At 47.7% G+C, this 21,864-nt stretch carries 20 protein-coding genes; all 20 read left to right on the top strand.

Annotated elements, in window-relative coordinates:
- Window positions 1-5 precede the first annotated feature (5 nt).
- Window positions 6-1,187, top strand: coding sequence for an exonuclease SbcCD subunit D (locus tag NSQ66_RS23150; protein WP_076103757.1), 1,182 nt, complete (start codon window positions 6-8; stop codon window positions 1,185-1,187).
- Between the two features lies 1 nt (window position 1,188).
- Window positions 1,189-4,605, top strand: coding sequence for an AAA family ATPase (locus NSQ66_RS23145; RefSeq protein WP_076098528.1), 3,417 nt, complete (start codon window positions 1,189-1,191; stop codon window positions 4,603-4,605).
- A gap of 354 nt (window positions 4,606-4,959) precedes the next feature.
- On the top strand, window positions 4,960-5,319 hold the full coding sequence (locus tag NSQ66_RS23140) for a histidine triad nucleotide-binding protein (protein ID WP_036683863.1): 360 nt from the start codon (window positions 4,960-4,962) through the stop codon (window positions 5,317-5,319).
- Window positions 5,320-5,458: 139 nt separating this feature from the next.
- The gene (gene rpsU / locus NSQ66_RS23135; protein ID WP_036657994.1) at window positions 5,459-5,632 is read left to right on the top strand and encodes a 30S ribosomal protein S21; all 174 of its coding nucleotides are present in this window, start codon (window positions 5,459-5,461) and stop codon (window positions 5,630-5,632) included.
- Window positions 5,633-5,647: 15 nt separating this feature from the next.
- A complete protein-coding gene (locus NSQ66_RS23130) occupies window positions 5,648-6,091 on the top strand; it encodes a GatB/YqeY domain-containing protein (protein ID WP_036683862.1) in 444 nt (147 codons plus the stop codon).
- Window positions 6,092-6,209: 118 nt separating this feature from the next.
- The gene (locus NSQ66_RS23125; RefSeq protein WP_076141827.1) at window positions 6,210-7,595 is read left to right on the top strand and encodes an NfeD family protein; all 1,386 of its coding nucleotides are present in this window, start codon (window positions 6,210-6,212) and stop codon (window positions 7,593-7,595) included.
- A gap of 55 nt (window positions 7,596-7,650) precedes the next feature.
- Window positions 7,651-8,655, top strand: coding sequence for a flotillin-like protein FloA (gene floA / locus NSQ66_RS23120; protein ID WP_036683849.1), 1,005 nt, complete (start codon window positions 7,651-7,653; stop codon window positions 8,653-8,655).
- A gap of 18 nt (window positions 8,656-8,673) precedes the next feature.
- Window positions 8,674-9,252, top strand: coding sequence for a hypothetical protein (locus NSQ66_RS23115; RefSeq protein ID WP_076098529.1), 579 nt, complete (start codon window positions 8,674-8,676; stop codon window positions 9,250-9,252).
- Window positions 9,253-9,424: 172 nt separating this feature from the next.
- Entirely contained in the window at window positions 9,425-9,718 is a 294-nt protein-coding gene (gene yqfC, locus NSQ66_RS23110) for a sporulation protein YqfC (protein ID WP_036683844.1), read from the top strand.
- On the top strand, window positions 9,715-10,896 hold the full coding sequence (gene yqfD / locus NSQ66_RS23105) for a sporulation protein YqfD (protein ID WP_076098531.1): 1,182 nt from the start codon (window positions 9,715-9,717) through the stop codon (window positions 10,894-10,896). The genes yqfC and yqfD overlap by 4 nt, the downstream gene beginning before the upstream one ends.
- 15 nt (window positions 10,897-10,911) lie before the next feature.
- The gene (locus tag NSQ66_RS23100; RefSeq protein ID WP_036683834.1) at window positions 10,912-11,883 is read left to right on the top strand and encodes a PhoH family protein; all 972 of its coding nucleotides are present in this window, start codon (window positions 10,912-10,914) and stop codon (window positions 11,881-11,883) included.
- A gap of 14 nt (window positions 11,884-11,897) precedes the next feature.
- Window positions 11,898-14,153: an HDIG domain-containing metalloprotein gene (locus NSQ66_RS23095; RefSeq protein ID WP_036683831.1), complete on the top strand. Its 2,256-nt coding sequence runs from the start codon at window positions 11,898-11,900 to the stop codon at window positions 14,151-14,153.
- Window positions 14,150-14,647 (top strand): rRNA maturation RNase YbeY, encoded by a 498-nt coding sequence (ybeY, locus tag NSQ66_RS23090; RefSeq protein WP_036683829.1) that lies wholly within the window; start codon window positions 14,150-14,152, stop codon window positions 14,645-14,647. Before NSQ66_RS23095 ends, ybeY begins: the two co-directional genes overlap by 4 nt.
- Window positions 14,647-15,042, top strand: a complete 396-nt coding sequence (locus NSQ66_RS23085) for a diacylglycerol kinase family protein (RefSeq protein ID WP_036683827.1) — start codon at window positions 14,647-14,649, stop codon at window positions 15,040-15,042. The genes ybeY and NSQ66_RS23085 overlap by 1 nt, the downstream gene beginning before the upstream one ends.
- 305 nt (window positions 15,043-15,347) lie before the next feature.
- Complete coding sequence (locus NSQ66_RS23080) at window positions 15,348-15,767, top strand: cytidine deaminase (RefSeq protein WP_076098532.1); 420 nt, start codon at window positions 15,348-15,350, stop codon at window positions 15,765-15,767.
- A gap of 674 nt (window positions 15,768-16,441) precedes the next feature.
- A complete protein-coding gene (gene era / locus NSQ66_RS23075; RefSeq protein ID WP_036683823.1) occupies window positions 16,442-17,335 on the top strand; it encodes a GTPase Era in 894 nt (297 codons plus the stop codon).
- Window positions 17,336-17,448: 113 nt separating this feature from the next.
- Complete coding sequence (locus tag NSQ66_RS23070) at window positions 17,449-17,592, top strand: YqzL family protein (RefSeq protein WP_076098533.1); 144 nt, start codon at window positions 17,449-17,451, stop codon at window positions 17,590-17,592.
- A 36-nt stretch (window positions 17,593-17,628) separates the two neighbouring features.
- Window positions 17,629-18,384, top strand: coding sequence for a DNA repair protein RecO (gene recO / locus NSQ66_RS23065; protein ID WP_036683821.1), 756 nt, complete (start codon window positions 17,629-17,631; stop codon window positions 18,382-18,384).
- Between the two features lie 420 nt (window positions 18,385-18,804).
- The gene (gene glyQ / locus NSQ66_RS23060) at window positions 18,805-19,692 is read left to right on the top strand and encodes a glycine--tRNA ligase subunit alpha (RefSeq protein WP_036683820.1); all 888 of its coding nucleotides are present in this window, start codon (window positions 18,805-18,807) and stop codon (window positions 19,690-19,692) included.
- Complete coding sequence (gene glyS / locus NSQ66_RS23055) at window positions 19,685-21,760, top strand: glycine--tRNA ligase subunit beta (RefSeq protein ID WP_076098534.1); 2,076 nt, start codon at window positions 19,685-19,687, stop codon at window positions 21,758-21,760. Before glyQ ends, glyS begins: the two co-directional genes overlap by 8 nt.
- The last annotated feature ends 104 nt before the right edge of the window (window positions 21,761-21,864 follow it).

The raw sequence follows: 21,864 nt of genomic DNA, 5'->3' as shown, positions 1-21,864 counted from the left end.
CGAAGATGCGGATATTGCATACGGGGGATTGGCACTTGGGCCGTACGCTGGAGGGAAGAAGCCGCCAGAAGGAGCAAGAGCAGTTCATAGATGAATTGGTGGAGATCGCCGATTTTCATAAGGTGGATTTGATTATGATGGCGGGAGATGTGTACGATTCCGTTAATCCACCAGCGGCTTCGGAGCAATTATTCTATGAGGCGGCTGCCAGGCTATCTTCAGGGGGCAGGCCCCTTGTGGTGATTGCCGGCAATCATGACCAACCGGAGCGCGTATCTTCAGTCTCCCCGCTTGTATTAAGGCAGGGGATTACCTTGGTAGGACTTCCAACCTCAGAGCCAGTGACAGTTCATGCTGCGCGCACGGGTGAGATTGCCAAAATCGCAGCCCTTCCCTATCCCTCAGAGGCACGTCTTGGTGAGCTGCTTGCTGGGGACAGCGGGGAAGAGGAGCTTCGACTGGCTTACAGCGCACGGGTAGGCAAACTCATGCAGCTGTTGGGAAGGGAATTTACCCGACAAACCGTAAATTTGGCGATGAGCCATATTTATGTGCTGGGTGGTGTAGAGAGTGATTCGGAACGCCCGATTCAGGTGGGCGGGGCTTACACTGTAGACCCTTCTGCTTTATCCTGTGGAGCGCAATATACTGCCCTAGGCCATCTTCATCGCGCTCAGCGTGTTAAAGGGGAAGGGATGATCCGTTATAGCGGATCCCCGTTGGCATATAGCTTTTCTGAAGCAGGACAAGCCAAGTCGGTGACGCTGATTGATATTGCGCCGGGCGGTGAGCCGACCTTCGAAGAAATCTATCTTCGCTGTGGGCGCCCACTTGTAAGATGGAGCTCTACGGGTGGATTGCAAGAGGTATATAACTGGTTGGATGAAGGTAGAGATGCTTCTGCTTTTATAGATTTGGAGATTCGGCTCAGTGAAGCTATGTCGATGAATGATATTCAGCGCCTGCGTAAATCACGTGAGGGGATCATTCATATTCGTCCGATTTATCCGCAAATGGAGCTGGAGCTTGAACAGATTTCCCGTTCACGTATGCCTGTACAGGAATTGTTCCGTAAATTCTATCAGCGCCAGACGGGCGGGGCGGAGCCGGAGGATCGTTTGATTGAGCTGTTCTTACAGCTAACCGAAGAAGAACGGCAGCAGCCGGAGGAAGGAGAGGAGAACTAAGGTGAAGCCTATTTTATTAAAAGTAGCAGGATTGCAGAGTTATAGAGAAATGCAGGAAATAGATTTTGAAAGTCTGTGTGAGACCGGGCTGTTTGGGATTTTTGGACCTACGGGCAGCGGCAAGTCCAGTTTGCTGGATGCTATTACTTTGGCGATGTACGGGAAAGTAGAGCGCGCCGTTAACGGGACACAGGGGATTATGAATCACTCTGAGGATTCACTCAGCGTGGCGTTTACCTTTGAGCTCACTTCTTCCGCTGGGGTACATCGTTATCGTGTTGAACGTAAGTTCAAGCGGACTGGTGAGCAAACAGTCAGCAACACCATTAGCCGTTTCATTGAAGTCACACCTGACGGGGATAACGTTATGGCGGATAAACTCGCAGATGTTACACGTTGTGTGGAAGAGCATATTGGACTCAAAATGGATGACTTCACGCGAGCAGTTGTATTGCCGCAGGGGAAATTCGCCGAATTCTTATCGCTTCGGGGCGTAGACCGCCGACAAATGCTGCAGCGCCTGTTCCATTTGGAACAGTATGGCGATCAGCTTGCGTTGAAGCTTAGCCGGCGGGTGAAGGAGAATGAGGCTGCGCTCCGCGCGCTCGAAGCGGAGCAGCAGGGGCTTGGCAGCGCAGGCAAAGAGGATGTAGAGGCAGCGGCAGAGCGCCTCGAACAAGCAGCCCAACATGCTGCGGAATGCCGCCGCAAGCTGGAGGCGGCGCTGCAGGTCGCGGAGCGTTTCACGCGCATTCGCGAGCTGCAAGAGGAACGGACCCGCCGCGAATTGCAGCGGCAGGGACTGCTTTCCAAGGAGGAGGAGATTCTCCTCCTTGAACGGAAGCTCGGCCAAGCTGACGAGGCCGAGGCTAGGCTTCCCGCGCTGAAAGCATGGCGAAGCGCGGAAGAAGCCTTCAAGAGCCGATTGACCCGCGCGGAGGGTCAAGAGGTGCTGGCCGCCGCTGCCGAGCAGGAGGCGGCGCGTGCCGCTGCGGCCGCGGCTGCTGCGCAGGCCGCGCTTGCGGCGGAAGAGCCGGCCCTCCGGCAGGGGGCCGACACCTACCGCCGCGCGCTCGAGCTCGAGTCCGAGCTCGGCGCCCTGCGGCGCGAACTCGCGGCTCTGCGCGAGCGCCGCGAAGAGGCCTCCCGCAAGCTGGCGGAGCTGCGGGAGGGCATGGCCCGGGAGCGTGAGCTTTTGGCCAAGGGCCAAAAGCGCCAGCAAGAGCTGCAGCAGAGCTTGCAGCCGCTCGGTGTCCGCTCCCAGGAGCGGCAGTCTCTGCAAGAAGCGATGCAGAGACTGCAAGGGCTGCACTCCGCCGAATCCCAGTGGGATAAGGCGGAGAAGGAGCGCCGCGAGCGTGCCGCTGCACTCGCGGCTGCGCAGGCGCGACTCGCGGAGGCCGAGGGCCGTCGCGAGCAGCAGGAAGCTTCTCGCGGGCAGCTGATCCGCGAGGCGGCGCTGCATCAAGAGAAGCTGCTGGCGACAGAAGAAGCTGCGCGCACCGCAGCAGAAAGCCTGGAGCAACATATCAGTTCTTTGGAAGCAGCCCTCAAGGGGCATGAGTTGCACAGACTGTCGCTTGGATTGGCTAAAGAATTGGAAGCAGGACAACCTTGCCCTGTATGTGGCAGCGAACACCACCCGACCCCTGCTGTATTGCAGGATAACCTAGAGCAACAGGAACTGGAGTCAAAGCTTCAACAGGCTCGGGTGTTGTCCAGACGTGCTTTGGAAGCACGCCATATGTTCCGTGGTTTAAGGGAGCAGGACCTGGTTTGGCTGGAGCAGGTGTTTGGTGATGGAGCTTTTGATACGGTAAATCATCCTGCAGCGGCAGGTTCAGAAGTCAGTACTACAGAGGTTTCCTCTACCGATATGTCCATCCCAGATGAAAAAGCTTTGGCAGAACTTGATGCTGCATTTTTAGCATTAAAAAGCCAGTCTGGAGAACTGCGCCGTACAGCGATACAGTGGCAGCAATCGATGCAGGAAGTTCAGCAGCTATGCCTCAAAGAAGCAGCAGGTGCCGAAGGTGAGCGAAGCTGGGTAGAAGGTCTTACCGCCAAAGCCAAGGAACTGAGTGGCCAACTAACCGCTTTGCGGCAGAACTGGGTACAGCAGTTCCCTGATTTGGCACCGGAAGAGGTAGAAAAAGCTTATCGTGAGCTGTTAGCCAAGGATGCTCAAGCTGAGGAAATTAGATCCCGACTGGAAATCAGTGTCAAGTTTCTGGATGAGAAAAGCGCTTCGGTACAGAATCTTCAGGAAACTATCACCGGACTCGATAAAGAGCTTACTCAGTGGAATACACAGATGGAAGGCAAAGAAGAATTGCAGCGTGAAAAAGAACGGCGTCTTCTAGAGTGGACTAATGGCCGCGCTGCTGCCCCACTTCTAGCAGAGTGTGAGCGTCGTCTGCAGGAATTGTTAGCAGCTGTGGAGACCAGCCAACGATTACATCTCACGGCAGCGGAAAAAGCGCAGCATGAGATCAAGGAGGCAGCGATTACCCGCCAGGCTGCAGAATCTGCTCGAGAGCATTATGTGACTTCAAGCCATCTGTGGGAGCAAAGCTTAACCTCTTCACCGTTTAGTTCGGCCGCTGAGGTTGAAGGAGCAGCTCTCGCACCTGAAGAGCGGGAAATTTCATCTTCTCGGGTACGTGCCCATCGTGCTGAAGAAGCTGAAGTCTCATTGCAGCTGCGCAATATTGAAGAGAAGCTTGATGGAGCCAGCTTAAGTGAAGAGGAATGGCAAGTTAGCCAGGAGAGCTTAAGCGCGTGTAAGTCAGAGGATGAAATGTCTCTGCAAGCAAGAGCGCGTGCAGAGCGAGATCTAGAGGATCTGCGGCATCGGCATATTCGCTGGATGGAGCTTGAAGCCCAGCGGCTAGAACATGCTTCCCTACAGGATCATTTGTCCAAATTGCAGACGGTTTTACGTGGAAATGCTTTTGTTGAGTATATTGCGGAGGAACAATTGATGCAGGTGTGCCAGTCTGCTTCTCAGCGGCTTCGTTTCCTGAGCAAACAGCGTTATGCGCTGGAGGTTGATTCGGGCGGTGGCTTTGTAATCCGTGATGATGGAAACGGTGGTGTAAGAAGACCGGTCTCCACGCTTTCCGGCGGAGAGACGTTCTTAACTTCCTTGTCACTTGCACTTGCTCTTTCGGCACAGATTCAGCTGCGGGGGCAGTATCCATTGCAATTTTTCTTTTTGGACGAAGGTTTTGGTACGCTGGATCCGGAATTGCTCGATACGGTAATTACCTCACTGGAAAGACTGCATAACGACCAACTGTCTGTCGGCATTATCAGCCATGTTCCAGAGCTTCGGGCACGACTGCCACGCAAGCTGGTAGTAGTACCTGCTGAACAGGGTGGAGGGGGATCTCGGATCCTTTTGGAAAAAATGTGAAGATCTACAATGTGTGTGATTCTTATCACAGATACAGTATCAACGCGCTGTTATAATACAGCTAAGCCGACATTACTTTAGAAACACCTCGGCGGACGTATGGTAGGGAATGAACTCCTTTTCATACGTCCGCCGCCGAATCAGCTTTATAAGCTGTGAAGGGTGTTTCTCTTTTTTTTGTCTTTTTTAGGCCTAACGGTGTTGATATATTTATTTAATGGTTCATTCTGTAACAGATACAGTTTGGGGCTGATTATACTGAGTTTGCTTGCTGCTTTCGTAATTGATGATTATCCTGTATGATTATCTTATGATGAAGTGGAATTTCACCAATTTTTAGGAGGCAAGCACTCTATGGAGACCGTGTTTAGCAAAATTATTGAGGGTACTATTCCTTCCAAAAAAGTATTTGAGAATGAACGTATTCTTGCATTTTACGACATCGAGCCGGCTGCACCGGTACATGTGTTGATCATTCCCAAGAAGTTCATTGCTTCAATGAATGATGTTACACCTGAGGATCTTCCGCTAATTGCTGAAATCCACAGTGTAGCCCAACAGATCGCCAAAGACCTTGGAATTGCTGAGTCTGGTTATCGTTTAATCAATAATTGCGGGCCTGATAGTGGACAAGCTGTGCCTCATCTTCATTATCACCTGCTGGGTGGAGCCAAGCTGGGTGCTCTCACTGGAAACTCAGCTTCGCACGCATAGCATAATCATTTAATGTTGAAGAACTTGCCAGAAAAAAGAATAGCACGAAGGTTGACACGTTATTTCCGTTTGACCTATAATGGAGTTTGATAAACCGTGTTATGCTCTTGGACGGTATGGTCGGAGGGAGGGGAAACCTGTGTCTGAAACGAAAGTTCGCAAAAACGAGACAATTGATGCTGCACTTCGTCGCTTTAAACGTTCCATCGCAAAAGATGGTGTCTTGGCTGAGGTGAAGAAACGCAAACATTACGAAAAGCCGAGCGTTAAGAAAAAGCTGAAGTCTGAGGCTGCTCGTAAGAGAAAGTTTTAGGAGGATTACCCACGCATGAATCTTAGCGAGAGATTGAACGAAGATATGAAGCAAGCGATGAAGAGTAAGGACAAGTTCACGCTCTCCACGATTCGAATGGTTCGTTCTACAATAAAGTATCTTGAAATAGATCTGAAGAGAACATTGGACGACAACGAAGTGCTTGATATCCTTAGTCGTGAAATCAAACAGCGCAAAGATGCCCTCCAAGAATTTGAATCAGCGGGTCGCGACGAGCTTGCCGCGAGTACAAAAGCAGAAATCGAGATTATTATTAAATATCTTCCCGAGCAACTTTCCGAAGAAGAAATTAAAGTAATTGTACAGCAGACCATCCAGGAAACCGGTGCTTCTTCGAAGAGCGAAATGGGGAAGGTCATGAGCGCACTGATGCCTAAGGTCAAAGGTCGCGCTGATGGTAAACTCGTGAACCAGGCGGTTCTGCAATTTCTGCAATAATATAGCACTAGCACCCCTTGTAAAAGGGGTGCTTTTCTATGTTATGAAACGTAAATCCAATTTCAGCGTATTAAGGGTTATGAGTTCTGGGTCAAGCTAAAGAAGGGAGGTAAAATCATTGAGAAGATTACGGAAAATACTGTTAGCTAGCATTCCTGTGGTCCTGCTGTTACTCCTCCTGACACCCTTTGCAACGAATGTAAGCGCTGACGGGACAGCCCCGAAAACACCGGGGGTTACGAACAGTGAGCTGAAACAAGGTCCCGTGTTTATTATTCCGGTAGATCAAAAGATTGAACGGGGTTTGCAAAGCTTTTTGGAAAGAGGATTTGAAGAAGCCGCTAATTATGGAGCAGTCCTTATTCTACTAGAGGTCGATACACCTGGAGGGCTGGTGAAATCGGCAGAAGAGATTGGGACGATGGTAAGAGAGAGTGAAATACCAACAGCTGCCTATATTAAAGGTGATGCCGCTTCTGCAGGCAGTTACATAGCACTTAATGCAGGTGCAATAATCATGAAGCCGGGCAGTATGATCGGTTCTGCTTCTTTGGTAGACATGAATGGTCAAAAAGTCGATGATGCCAAAATGATATCCTACTGGAGATCTAAAATGATTGGCGCTGCTGCTCTGAATGATCGTGATCCAGACATTGCCGCTGGTATGGTGGATAGTAATTTGGTCGTGGATAAGCCAGAGCTTGGTGTGACTAAGACACAGGGAGAAATCATTGCCTTGTCTAGTGAAGAAGCTTTAAAAGCTGGTTACGCTGATCAAATTACAGATACCCCTGAAGAAGCAATTCATTGGCTTGGATATACTACAGACGACATCTTTCGCGTAGAGCATACCGGTGCGGAAAAAATGTCGCAATTTCTGACCAATCCGATTATTATGACGATTCTGCTGTTCATTGGGATTACAGGCGTTGTAATTGAACTGATTGTTCCAGGCTTTGGTGCGCCAGGAATTATCGGGACATTGGCTTTTGTGCTATATTTCTTCGGCAACTATGTTGCAGGATTCGCCGGAGCGGAAACTTGGCTCTTGTTTATCATTGGGCTTGTCATGCTTGTGCTGGAGCTCTTTGTGCCTAGCTTCGGAATATTGGGGCTGCTCGGCTCTGTTAGCCTTGTAGCGGGTGTCGTACGAGCTGCTTACAGCTATAAGCATGCACTTCTCAGTCTAGGTATCTCTTTCGTAGCTGCGACTATAGTTGTAGTAATTGTTGCGGTCATTTTTAAAGAACGAGGGATCTGGAACAGATTTATTTTGAAGGAAAGCCTTACTAAAGATCAGGGATTTGTGCCCGTAGAAGAGAAGCTTAGCTTATTAGGCGCTACAGGAACCAGTATTACTCCGCTTCGTCCATCAGGAACGGCTATGATAGGCGGCGAACGTGTGGATGTTGTTACAGAAGGTAGTTTTATTAGTGCTAATGCACCGGTCTCTATTATTAAAGTAGAGGGCGGACGGATTGTTGTGAAAGAAATCAAGGAATAAGGTAAACACTGGAACCAATAACAGTTCTAGAATAAATTTACGGAGGTTATATAGTATGGGTGAAGCATCTTTGATTCCTATTCTGTTTATCGCGGTAGTGGTGATTATTGTATTAAGCGTGTTTTTAAGTTTCTTCCCGGTTATGCTCTGGATTTCTGCATTAGCGTCGGGCGTTAGAATCAGTATTATTACACTGGTGGCGATGAGACTGCGTCGTGTAACCCCAAGTCGTATCGTTAACCCAATGATTAAAGCGACCAAGGCAGGTCTTGGACTGAACATTAATCAACTGGAGAGTCACTATCTCGCAGGTGGTAACGTAGACCGGGTGGTTAATGCGCTTATTGCAGCACAACGTGCAGATATTCCTCTGGAATTTACTCGCGCAGCAGCCATTGATCTTGCAGGACGTGATGTGCTGCAGGCTGTGCAAATGAGCGTTAACCCTCGTGTAATTGAGACACCGGTTGTTGCGGCTGTTGCTAAGAACGGGATTGAAGTTAAGGTAAAAGCGCGCGTAACTGTTCGTGCCAATATCGACCGTCTCGTGGGTGGTGCGGGTGAAGAAACGATTATTGCCCGTGTTGGTGAAGGGATTGTAACGACAGTAGGTTCGAGTGATTCCCACAAAGATGTCCTTGAGAACCCGGATTTGATTTCGCGGACGGTATTGTCCAAAGGTCTGGATTCAGGTACTGCTTTTGAGATCCTCTCCATTGATATTGCGGATATCGATGTAGGCAAGAACATCGGTGCTTATCTACAAACTGAGCAAGCAGAAGCGGACAAACGTATTGCCCAAGCCAAGGCGGAAGAACGCAGAGCGATGGCTGTCGCTCACGAGCAAGAGATGAAGGCACGCGTAGTAGAGATGAAGGCTCTTGTTGTAGAAGCTGAATCTCAGGTGCCTATGGCGATGGCTGAGGCGCTCAGAAATGGCCAAATCGGCGTGATGGATTATATGAATATCAAAAACATCGAGGCAGATACCCAAATGCGGGGATCTCTCGGCAAAATGAATGATCAGGACGACAATAACCGTCCTAACAATAATAAATAAAAGGGGATGTGAATCTCCATGAGCTGGATCTATATTATTGCGGTTATTATATTCGCGATCGTATCCAATGTGAATAAAGCAACTAAAAACAAGCCCAAAGGAGCTCCTCGCGGGGGGATGCCCACTTTTGGGGGCGGAGAGGATTCTCCGCTCCGCCGGGTAAAGCGCCCGGATATCGATGGAGGGCGCCAAGCGGAGTCTGGCAGTGGATTTCCTGCTCCTGTTAACACCTCTTCCCGGCAGTCGATGTCAGAGGATAACCGGGAGTATGATGCCTCTCCTGCCTTTCCAGAACCCGCGTATATACCAACTCCAGATTATTCTACTGGAGAAGGAATGTCTTTGGAGCATGCCGATGACGGAGTTGAATTACGCACACAAAGAATGCAAGAAGAGGTGCGGCGTCTTCAATCTGCTTTTGACGGGATAGCGGGTGCAGATTCCAAAAGGTCAAATAAGACTAAGAACACCAACTCACCCTCTGCGGCAGACCAGACACATGGAACAGGGAGTCGTGACGACCTGCGCAATGGTGTAGTCTGGGCAGAGATTCTGGGACCACCGCGTTCTCGTCAGCCGCATTCTACCCGAAGATAATATTTACGGATCATAGTAACAATAAAGCCTCAGTTTCCTATCTTTACGATAGGTTGCCGGGGCTTTTTTTGCTTTTTTCACACTAGAAGGGTCCTCCTTTGTTACTTCTTCTCATAAAAAAAAGCGTTGCCGCATAAGGTGTACAGAAGGCAGGAAGGGGGAACGTCTACTTATGACCCGTATTGGCCGCAGGCTGCGGGGATGGACAAACGGGGTACTGGATCTACCACAGGACTTATTACAGGAAATGCCCCGGATCACCCTGATCGGCAATAAGGAACTGCATATTGAGAACCATCGCGGCGTGCTGCATTTTTCCTCTGGTCAGCTTAAGCTCGCGTTAGCTAAAGGATCGCTTGAAATCACAGGCGAGGGACTTGTCATCCGAAATATTCTAGGCCAGGAATTGGCTGTAGAAGGCGTTATCGGGGAGATCAGATATAACGAAAGCGAGGAGAGATCATGAAGGAGCCACCTCTGTCATCACTGCGGGGGTTCGTTACACTGCATGTGACGGGACCTCAGGTGGAGCGATTTATTAATTTCATTTCTGAAGCAGGAATCATGATTTGGGATGTGAGGCCCGCTGAGGGCGGCGCTTCCCTTAAGCTGCTTCTGGATGATTTTTATGTCCTCCGGCCGATTTTAAAAAAGACAGGCTGTCGTATGCACGTTACCGGTAGAAGCGGACTTCCATTTCTTATGGCACGGCTGTGGAAAAGGAAATTTTTTGGCATAGGTATTTTAATGTTTGGAATTACACTTTTTATGTTATCTACGATGGTATGGAGTATTAGAGTCGAAGGAAATGAAAAGATTGCCTCTGAGGATATATTGGCTGCTGCTCGCCAGGAGGGGGTGTACCCTTTTCAGTGGATATGGCGTCTGGAGGAGCCGGACAAGCTCTCTAAGGGGCTGCTGGCCCATTTACCGGGTGTTTCTTGGATAGGGCTGCAACGGACGGGGACGAGCATCAAAATTCAGGTTGTAGAGGCTAAACAGCCCGACATCAAACCTTTGCTTAGCCAGCGCCATTTAATTAGCCGAACAGATGCGGTGGTAACAGAAATATATGCGGAACAGGGCAGACCGGTAGTTGCGCGTAATTCGCGTGTGAAAAAAGGAGATATCCTGATTTCCGGTGCTCTTGGAGACGAAGAAAATGTAGAGTATGTGGTAGCCAAGGGTGAGGTTAAGGGCTTGGTTTGGCATGAGTACAATATCGAGGTCCCTCTTAAAACAACAAATAGCACCTATACTGGGGAGCGTAAGGATCGCACTTATCTTATGTTGGGGAAATGGGCTATTCAGCTGTGGGGTTATGGCAAATCCGCCTTTGAGAATTCAAAGACGCTCACAGAGCATGATCCGCTGTCTTGGCGCTCTATTGAGCTGCCGCTGGGCCTGATGACTGAGAAAGAAATGGAGATCAATGAAACAAAGGATACGATAACTCCAGAAGCCGGAGTTGCGAGGGGAATTGAGCGGGCGAAGAATGATATTTTAGCTCGATATGGTGTTGATAGCGTCATCAAAAGTCAAAAAGTTTTGCATGAGAAGAAAGAGAATGGTAAAGTTTATATGAAAGTGATCTTTGAAGTAGAAGAAAAAATTTCCGAAGAACTGCCAATAGTAAACAATTGAGGAGAATGAGGCTACTTGTCAGAACAGACTGCAAGCATTCGTATATCTTTGCAAAATGCGGGAGAAGCGCAATCGCTGTTTGGCCCGCAGGATGGATTCTTAAAAATCATCGAGAGTGAAATTCCCGCCATTATTGATTCGCGTGAAGCTGAGCTAACGATTCGTGGAGCTGAGCGGGAAGTAGACATGCTGGGGCAATTGTTTAATGTGCTACTGTCCCTCATTCGTAGCGGTTACATACTTACTGAACGTGATGTGCAGTACGCTGTGGAACTGGCGAAAGATTTTCGTGCTGATCAATTGCTCGATTTGTTCAAAGGAGAAATTACTACAACTTTTCGCGGAAAGCCTATCCGTGTCAAAACGGTCGGCCAGAAGCATTATGTGACAACGATCAAGAAGCGTGATATTGTATTCGGAATCGGTCCTGCAGGAACGGGGAAGACCTACTTGGCAGTGGTGCTTGCAGTTACGGCACTGAAAGAGGGTTCGGTTAAGCGTATTGTTCTTACGCGTCCCGCAGTAGAAGCAGGAGAGAGTCTAGGATTCCTTCCAGGGGATTTGCAAGAAAAGGTAGATCCATATCTGCGTCCGCTTTATGATGCGTTATACGACGTTATGGGACCCGATCAGGTGGCTAAGGCGCTTGAACGGGGATTGATTGAGATTGCTCCGCTGGCTTATATGCGCGGACGTACACTGGATGATTCATTTATCATCCTGGATGAAGCACAGAATACCACACCTGAGCAAATGAAAATGTTCCTGACTCGACTCGGCTTCGGGTCCAAAATGGTGATTACAGGTGACGTTACCCAGATTGACCTGCCCCGCGGCAAGAAATCCGGTTTGATTGAAGCCAAAGCGATTTTATCCGGCATAGAAGAACTTGGCTTTGTCTACTTCGCGGAACAGGATGTTGTACGGCATTCCCTGGTGCAGAAAATTATCGTTGCCTATGACCGCTCTGCCGAAAACCTCCAATAAAGGGGATTGTCTTCATGGCTTCAAAGCAACCATCTAAATTAAGCGGATTTGTATATACGAACAACGGATGGAAGTATAGCGCAGTGACACGCTATGCTCTTTTCCTGTTACTCGGACTAGTGTTCTACTTCAGCTTGTCGCCAGAATTGCTACCTAAGAAATATGATATTAAAGAGAATACTTACAGTGCAAAGGAAATAACGGCACCGAAACAAATTAAGGACACCAAAGCTACGTTAAAGGCGGCTGAGGAAGCGGCTGAAAGCGTATCTCCCAAGTACAAAATTATCCCGATGAGGGCGGACAACCTTGTGACCTCACTGCTGGACCGGATAGATCGCCTCAATCAGGATGATCTGATTTCGCAAAGCGATAAGACGGGGATTTATCGTGATGAGATTCCGCAGAGAGCCAGCGACTTCATCTTGAATTTCGTAGCTTCCAACCGAGGCAGCGCTACTTATTCAGATCACCTTCTGGATGAAATGCAATCTGTCATCAAAGAGCAGACCTATGTCATTCCGGAAGAGACTTACATTAAGATTCCGCGCCTGACCTCTCAGGACATTATCGAGATGAAGCCTGTCGCCCGAGATATTGTAACTAGGCTGATGAATGATCAGATTACGGATGCGCAGACTGCTCGCGCCAAGGTAGCGGAACAGGTCAGTATTAGTTCTCTAAGCCAGCGCACAGCGCGTGAGGTTGTTCAGGAGCTTGTACGTCTTGTGATCACAAGTAACAAGTTCTACGATGAGGATGCTACCAAGGAAGCGAAGGTACAAGCTCGGGAGAACACACCTGATGTATTCATCGAGCAAGGGGACACGCTTGTTGCTAAGGGGCAGCTAATTACTCCAGAGCTCTACACTCTTTTGGATGAGAATGGTCTACTAAGCAATGAGGTGAATTACTGGCCACAATTAGGGCTATTGATTCTCTCTGCGATGCTCTCCGTCGGTTTGCTTGCGTTCATTCGTTATTCTGGCGGTACCTCAGGCTTTAAGTACAACAATTCTCAGCTATTGATGCTGGTGCTTGTATTTGTTATAACTATTATCTCTATGCGGCTGGCCGCTGTTTTGCAGACCGATGTCCGATCTTATATCGGATTCCTGGCACCAGTGGCGATAGGCGCAATGTTAATTGCAATGCTTCTGGACATGCCTTTGGCCTATTTCTGCTCCATTCTATTCAGTGTACTGGCGAGTGTTATTTTGAATGTGCAGCAGAACTCAATCTTTGATTTTAACTTTGGTTTCTTTGCCATCGTGGTTTCTTACGTGGCTATCTTTGCGACTCACCGTGCGGGTCAACGCTCCACGCTCCTTAAAGGCGGGATTATGGTATCGCTTTTTGGCTGTCTGACAGTTTTTATGCAGATACTGTTAGGCGGAGGGGCATGGAAAGAGGTAGGTACCTTGTATTCGGTTGGTTTTGCTTTTGCAGGGGGTCTATTGACGGCTGTGCTTGTGATTGGGCTAATGCCTTTCTTCGAAGCAACCTTTGGTATTCTATCAGCATTGAAGCTGGTAGAATTGTCTAATCCAAACCACCCGCTGCTGCGCAAACTGCTTACCGAAACCCCGGGAACCTATCACCATAGTGTAATGGTAGGTAACCTGTCGGAGGCTGCCGCGGAAGCGATTGGAGCAGATGGCTTATTATGCCGGGTAGGATCGTATTATCATGATATCGGCAAAACAAAACGTCCGTTTTATTTTATCGAGAATCAGAATAATATGGAAAATCCACATGACTCTATTGAACCGAAGCTTAGTAAATCTATCATCGTTGCCCACGCCCGTGACGGGGTGGAAATGCAACGAGAATATAAGCTGCCAAAACCAATCCGTGACATTGCTGAGCAGCATCATGGAACAACGTTCCTGCATTATTTTTACCATAAGGCACTGAAGCTGGCTGAAGAAAAAGGTGTCGAGGCTGATTTTACCGAGGAAGATTTCCGTTATCCTGGACCGAAAGCCCAGTCGAAGGAAGCAGCCGTTGTGGGGATTGCCGACAGTGTCGAGGCTGCAGTGAGATCATTGCGTAAGCCAACTGTTCTGCAGGTGGAAACGATGATTGAGAAGATTATTAAAAGTCGACTGGATGATCATCAGTTTGACGAATGTGATTTGACGATTAAAGAATTGGATATTATTGCACGGACTCTGAAGGAGACGGTTATGGGAATTTTCCATTCACGGATCGAATACCCAGAAGATGTGCGTAAGCCGAAAAAAGAGGAAGGGGCACCTAACCCATGAGTTTGGAGATCGTTTGGGATAACGAGCAAGAAGAATACGAGATAAAGGACGATCTCATTACGCTGCTGGAGAGTATTTTGCAAAAAGCAGGTGAAGCGGAAGGGATCGATCGGGGCGAGGTAGCTCTTACTTTTGTCGATAACGCTCGTATACATGAGTTGAATTTAGAATATCGGGGAATTGACCGTCCGACGGACGTGCTTTCTTTTGCTATGAATGAAAGCGGAGAGGACGAGCTGGACATTATATACGAGGTAGAGGAAGGCGAGGCGCTGGAAGATGTTCCAGACGTACTTGGGGATATAATCATTTCCGTAACTCGTGCGCAGGAGCAGGCGCTGGAATACGGTCATTCACTGGAACGAGAGCTTGGTTTTCTTTTTGTTCACGGATTTCTGCATTTGTTAGGATATGATCATCAGGATGAAGCCTCAGAAGCAGAAATGATGTCCAAGCAAGAAAAAGTACTATCTCAGGTTGGGTTGACGCGCTAATGGTGAAGAACACGGCGGTAGGGCACAAGAAGTTCTGGCACTCTTTTCGGTTTGCATCGCAAGGCTTAGTGTCGGCATTCAAATCCGAGCTTAACATGAAGGTGCATTGCTGTTTAGCGGTGGTTGTGCTAGTTGCCGCTGCCGTGTTCAGACTTCCGCTGGCCAGTTGGATGTTGCTGCTGTTCTCGATCACGCTTGTCCTAACTGCCGAACTGCTCAATACGGCAATTGAAGCGACGGTTGATCTGATCTCGCCAGAGATTCATCCACTGGCTAAGAGAGCAAAAGATACCGCCGCAGGAGCTGTGCTTCTCACGGCGGTGTTTGCTGTCTTAGTCGGGATCTATGTTTTTTACCAGCCTGTGATGGACTGGATTAGCGGACTTATGTCATAATCAGGATACAAAATCAATTCAGGGGAGAGGCGGACCCGCGTTTTGCGATTCCGCCTCTTTCGTTACTGAATAATTTTGAAGTGAGTTATGTACCCGAATATATCTCATGAAGTACGCTGATAAAATTTAGTGCATGCTGAGAAAATAACGATAAACGAAACTAATTAGATGCTTACGAAGTGAGTTTTGTCGAAGTAATAACAGGAAGTAACGATAAACAAAACAGAGCGTATGCTTACGAAGTGAGTTTTGTGCGAAGAAAAATCAACGAAGTCAATACTCACAAAACTTTAGGAGGACAAAATATGGATTCTACTCTTCTTATGCAAGAGGCGATTAAAGCACGAGCTAAAGCTTACATTCCATATTCCCGATTCGGAGTGGGAGCTGCCCTTCTTGATCAGGATGGTCATATTCACCACGGCTGTAATGTGGAAAATGCTGCTTTTGGCCCAACCAACTGTGCGGAACGGACAGCATTATTCCGTGCGATTGCGGATGGACATGCTGTTGGTTCTTTTAAAGCAATTGCCGTAGTAGCTGACTCTGACGGCCCCGTTTCACCTTGCGGTGTGTGCCGGCAAGTAATGATTGAGTTGTGTTCACCGGATATGAAGGTTATTCTTGGAAACATGAAGGGTGATGTCGTTGAGACTACGGTGGGAGAATTGCTTCCAGGCGCTTTTGGTCCCGTAGATCTAAAGCAAGGACAAGCTTCAGAATAAAATGAGGTTTTGATTTAATGCCTGTGCCCGTATAAAGGCAAATTAGGCATAGTTAGACGAAGGTTGCTACTTTAATTGCACAATGTACAGTTAAATTGCTACTCTTTCCCACAAAAATGAATTTAGTTGCAGATAGTACAATTAAATTTATGATAAAGTCCATATTAGGCTCTTAAGACAGGATTTAATTGCACAGAATACAACTAAAGCACCAAAACATAAACTCAAACTAAAATTAGTTGTACAAAATACAATTAAAAGTGTTCTAGTTCTACCAAGTTAGGCTAAACTGGTGCAAACTATGTGTTATTAGAGTAATATTACGAGGTAAGCGCCGCGGCAAAAGCCGCCAGCGATTCTTTGCCCATCGTAACTTGAAACCCTGCCTGTAAGCTGCATCTCAGTAATTTTTCTCCATGGAGAGCTTAATGCGAACCGTGTTAATAAGCGACAGTGAAGCGTGTCCCCAACAGGGGACAAAAGCGCTCATGCACAACCGTCCCTCTAATCCCGTCGAACGTTGCAGGTACGCCTATTTTCGGGTGTCCAGAGGGTCGGGGCCCTTGGGGTCCCCCTTGGCTGAGGGAGATTCAGGGGGAGCGAAAAAGCTTTTAAAAAAAGATTGAATGATTGAAAAAGATTGAACTAGAAGGTAAGTATGGAAGGAAGATAATATGAAATTCAAATCAGGCTTTGTCGCAATTATCGGCAGACCAAACGTAGGTAAATCAACACTCATGAATCAGGTCATTGGCCAGAAGATTGCCATCATGTCGGATAAGCCACAGACAACCAGAAACAAAATTCATGGTGTTTACACAACAAACACTTCACAAATCGTATTCCTGGACACACCGGGGATTCATAAAAGACAGTCCAAGCTAGGCGACTACATGAACCAGACTGCAATGAGTACACTGGGTGAAGTAGAAGCTGTGTTATTCCTTGTGGATGCGTCAGAGGGCTTGGGCGGTGGAGACCGTTACATTGCCGAGCAATTAAATGGTCTGAAGACACCGGTGATTCTGGTGCTCAACAAGATCGATAAAATAGAGCCGGAAGCTCTGCTCCCGCTTATGGCTCAATATAACAAGCTGCATGATTTTGCCGAAATTATTCCGATTTCTGCGAAGATGGGCAGCAATGTTAATACGCTGTTAGAGCAGGTTGCCAAGTACTTGCCGGAAGGCCCTCAGTATTATCCGGAAGATCAAATCACGGATCACCCCGAGCAATTTGTCTGCGCGGAATTAATCCGGGAGAAAATTCTGCATTTGACTCGTGAAGAAGTGCCGCACTCTATTGCTGTAGCCATCGAAGATATGAAGGTTGAGCCTAATGGAGTGGTGCATGTTTCAGCTGTTATTTTTGTTGAGCGTGATTCGCAAAAGGGAATTATTATCGGCAAGCAAGGGGCAATGCTGAAAGAGGTCGGCAGACGGGCTCGGACAGATATTGAGAACCTGCTGGGTTCGAAGATTTTTCTGGAGCTATGGGTAAAAGTGAAAAAAGATTGGCGCAATCAGGACCGCGTTCTGCGGGATTTGGGCTTCCATAAAGACCTTTAAGTTAATTCCGTTATTCCTCGTTTGGTAGGAATTGCAAGGATAGAACCTGCTCCATCGCACCATCCTAATTCTTGATAAGAGACATCGTCTTTCCCAAGAAAGGATGAATACGAATGCGAAACTTTTCGTGGAAGTATTTTGCAATGACAGGAGACGTCGATGCTTACCTGCTGTATAAGGAAGCTGGCCATCCGCTTGAAGATAGTGGATTACAGCTAGTGGAGGAAGAGAAGGCCTGTGATGAAGAAGCGCAATAAGGACTGGTTGCTTGCCGAATGGTTGGGGGAAGAGGCATGCTACACAGGGTGGAAGGGATCGTCATCCGCAGCATGGACTACGGCGAGGGGAACGCAATTATTACGCTTTGCACCGAGAACGCGGGAAAAGTAGGGGTTCTGGTGCGTGGCGCAAAGAAGGTCAAAAGCCGCCATGCTGCATTGATCCAACTGTTCACCGTTGGGGAATTTGTTTTTTTTAGAAATAATGGAGGACTTGGGACACTGAATTCTGGCGAAATTACGAAGTCTCACCATCCGCTGCGTGAGGATTTGATCAAAGCTGCTTATGCGTCTTATGCGTGTGAACTGCTTGATCGTGTTCTGCATGATGAGGAAACGGGAAGCTTCTGGTTTCGCCAGCTTACGGCCTGTCTTAATGCACTTGAAGAGGACAAGGAACCCGGCGTTATCATAAATGTCTTTGAAATGAAAATCTTACAGGCAGCCGGTTATGGTCCTGAATTCGATTCTTGTGTAATTTGTGGTGCCGAGAAGCCGGATGATCAACTGCTGGTCAGCCCTCGCCTTGGAGGAGCACTGTGCCGCAGTTGTAAACATAATGACCCTCCAGCCATGGAGGTCTCTGCTCGTGCGTTGAAGCTGCTGCGATTATTCGCCAGACTTGACCTAACTAGACTAGGCAATGTGGATGTAAAGGAAAGCAGCCGGGATGAGCTGAAAAAAATTATGCGGGCCTTTATGGATGTACAACTCGGATTAAAGCTGAAGTCACAAAGTTTCCTAGACCAGCTCGACAAGTACAAGATTTGACGAAAGCTGATTTTTCCGTTACTATAGGATCAGTTTATTATATGATCGTCGTTATGCTCCAATTGGGGAGAGGCGTGCATTGATCGGGAAAGTAGTGGACTGTATTGTCGTTATTCAGCGAGCTGGGGGCAGTGGAAGCCTAGCGGGACAACGTTCATGAACATGGCACCTGGGAGTACGAATGCGGCGAATGAAAGTGGATTTCGTTCTTGTCTTGGCAGCAAACTTGCTCATACAAGGTATGAAATCAAGTAGGGTGGAACCGCGGGAGAATAAGTTAAGCTCTCGTCCCTATGTCTGTTAATCAGGCATGGGGGCGGGGGCTTTTTGTTGCTGTCAGGAGCTAAAAGTGCCGCCTCCATGGTAGAAAGTTTTAGGCAAGCTGTTGTAAAAAACTTGTAAAGCGAAGGAGACGGTATTATGAACTTCCAGCAGATGATTTTGACACTGCAGCAGTTCTGGGCTGAACAGAACTGTATCATCGTACAGCCTTATGACACAGAAAAAGGCGCCGGCACGATGAACCCTATGACTTTTTTACGCTCGCTAGGTCCTGAGCCTTGGAGAGTGGCTTACGTAGAGCCTTCACGTCGTCCCTCCGATGGTCGTTATGGAGAGAACCCGAACCGTCTGTATCAGCATCACCAATTCCAAGTAATCATCAAACCCTCACCAGATAACATTCAAGAGATCTATTTGGATAGCTTGAAAGCACTCGGTATTGATCCGCTCTTGCATGACATCCGTTTTGTAGAGGATAACTGGGAGAATCCGTCACTGGGCTGTGCAGGTCTGGGATGGGAAGTATGGCTGGACGGTATGGAGATCACTCAATTTACTTACTTCCAGCAGGTAGGTGGCATCGAAGCGAATCCTGTTGCTGTAGAAATCACTTACGGTATGGAGCGCTTAGCCTCTTACATTCAGGATAAAGAAAATGTGTTCGATCTTGAATGGGTAAGCGGTATGACTTATGGTGATGTTTTTCATCAGCCGGAGTTTGAACATTCTACCTACACTTTTGAAGTATCGGATGTAAAAATGTTATTCTCGCTGTTCAACATGTATGAAGAGGAAGCGCGTAGAGCGATGGAGAAACATCTTGTGTTTCCAGCCTACGATTATGTGTTGAAATGCTCACATAGCTTTAATCTACTCGATGCACGTGGAGCAATTAGTGTAACTGAACGGACTGGATTTATTACCCGAGTGCGTAATCTTGCCCGCTCCGTAGCGGCAACATATCTTGAGGAACGCGAGAAGCTTGGCTTCCCGCTGCTGAAGAAAGAAGGTGCTGACCGTGTCTAAAGATATCCTGTTTGAGATCGGTCTGGAGGAAATTCCTGCACGTTTTATCCGTGCTGCGATGGAACAGCTGCAGGATAGAATGTCCAAGTGGTTGGATTCTGCACGTATAAACCATGCTGGAGTTACTGCATATGCTACGCCGCGTCGTCTCGCTGTATTTGTTAAGGACGCGGCTGAGAAGCAAGAGGATATTAGCGAAGAGGTCAAAGGACCTTCACGCAAAATCGCGCTGGATGCTAACGGCGACTGGAGTAAAGCTGCACTAGGATTTGCCCGCAGTCAGGGTGTATCTCCAGAGCAATTTACATTTAAAGAGCTAGCTGGCGTGGAATATATTTATGCCACAAAAAATAGTGCGGGTGTAGAGACTGCTTCTTTGCTCACAGAAGGACTTCTGGGTATTGTAAATGCGATGACTTTCCCGAAGAATATGCGCTGGGGAGCTTACGATTTTAAATTCGTTCGTCCGATTCGCTGGATGGTTGCTCTTTTTGGTAAAGAGATCATTGATTTGGAAATTACGGACGTAAAAGCGGGTAATGTGAGCCGTGGACATCGTTTTCTCGGTACAGAGACTGTAATTTCGGAGCCTGCACAATATGTGGAGAGCATGCGTGCGCAGCATGTACTTGTGGATGTGAAGGAACGGGAAACGCTCATCCTGGATCAAATCAACAAATTGGCTGAAGAGAAAAGCTGGACAATTGCGATTAAAGAAGATCTTTTGGAAGAAGTACTGTTCTTGGTAGAAACACCAACCGTGCTCTTTGGAACCTTTGATCCATCTTTCTTAGAGATTCCTCAGGATGTGCTGATTACCTCGATGCGTGAGCATCAGCGTTATTTCCCTGTTTTTGATGCAGCTGGCAAACTGCTGCCATTCTTCGTAACGGTACGTAACGGGAATGCAGAATCATTGGATGTTATCGCTAAGGGAAATGAAAAAGTGCTTCGTGCTCGTCTATCAGATGCCAAATTCTTCTATCAAGAAGATCAAAAAATGAAGATTGACGATGCGTTAGCCAAGCTTGAGAACATTGTTTACCATGAAGATTTGGGCAGCGTAGGGGATAAGGTGCGCCGTATTCGCCAAATCTCTGATCGTCTGGCTGTGAAGCTTGGACTGTCAGCTACTGCTGTGTCCGAAGTAAGTCGCACTGCGGATATTTGTAAATTCGACCTTGTCACACAAATGGTTTATGAATTTCCTGAGCTGCAAGGAACTATGGGTGAAGATTATGCACGTAAAGCAGGCGAGCCTGAAACTGTGGCAAAAGCGATCTTCGAGCATTATCAGCCACGATTTGCAGGAGATGCTGTACCTTCAACAGAAGCAGGTTCAGTTGTCAGCATAGCGGACAAAATCGATACGATTGTTGGCTGCTTCTCCATCGGCATCATCCCGACAGGATCTCAGGATCCATATGCGCTGCGCCGTCAGGCTGCAGGAATTGTCCAAATTGTGCTTGAGCATAAATTGCCAATTACGCTGCGCGAAATTTTTGAAGCGGCGATTGAAATTCATGAAAATTCAGGAAATACGAAACATTCTGGAGATGAACTACGTATAAACCTGTACGAGTTCTTCGGTCTGCGTGTAAAACGTCTTTTATCTGACAATGTACGCTATGATGTTGTGGACGCTGTTACAGCGGCTGGTTGTGACGACGTAGTAGATGTTGTGGGCAGAAGTCGTGCTCTTATGGCTGCTGTGTCCGACCAAGCAGATTTCAAGATTACCGTGGATTCGCTTACTCGTGTCAGTAATTTGGCAAGTAAAGCAACCAGTGAAGTGATTGATCCTGCTTTACTTAAAGAAGATGCCGAAATGCAGCTTTTCAATACATGGCAGGAGCTTCACACACCTTACCTTGAAGCTATGGCGGCAAAAAATGCCGAAGAAGCACTTCGGATTCTTTCGGGTCTAAAAGACGCCGTTACAACATTTTTTGATTCCGTTATGGTTATGGCTGAGGACGAGCAAGTGCGTGCTAACCGTTTGGCTCTGCTTGCTGGTATTGATGCTGACTCCAAGTCGTTCGCTGATTTCGCGAAGCTTGTCTGGTAATTTTAATCAAGAAAATTTGAATCTTATGGTATAGAATGTTGGTTTGGGGTATAAATATACGGAACGGTGCCAATGCGTCATTTGACATCCGTTCCGTATTTATG

Source organism: Paenibacillus sp. FSL H3-0329 (genome assembly GCF_037963285.1).
Classification (GTDB): domain Bacteria; phylum Bacillota; class Bacilli; order Paenibacillales; family Paenibacillaceae; genus Paenibacillus_AQ; species Paenibacillus_AQ odorifer.
The sequence above is the reverse complement of the archived record's forward strand: the minus strand, read 5'-3'. Positions and strand labels throughout refer to the sequence as shown.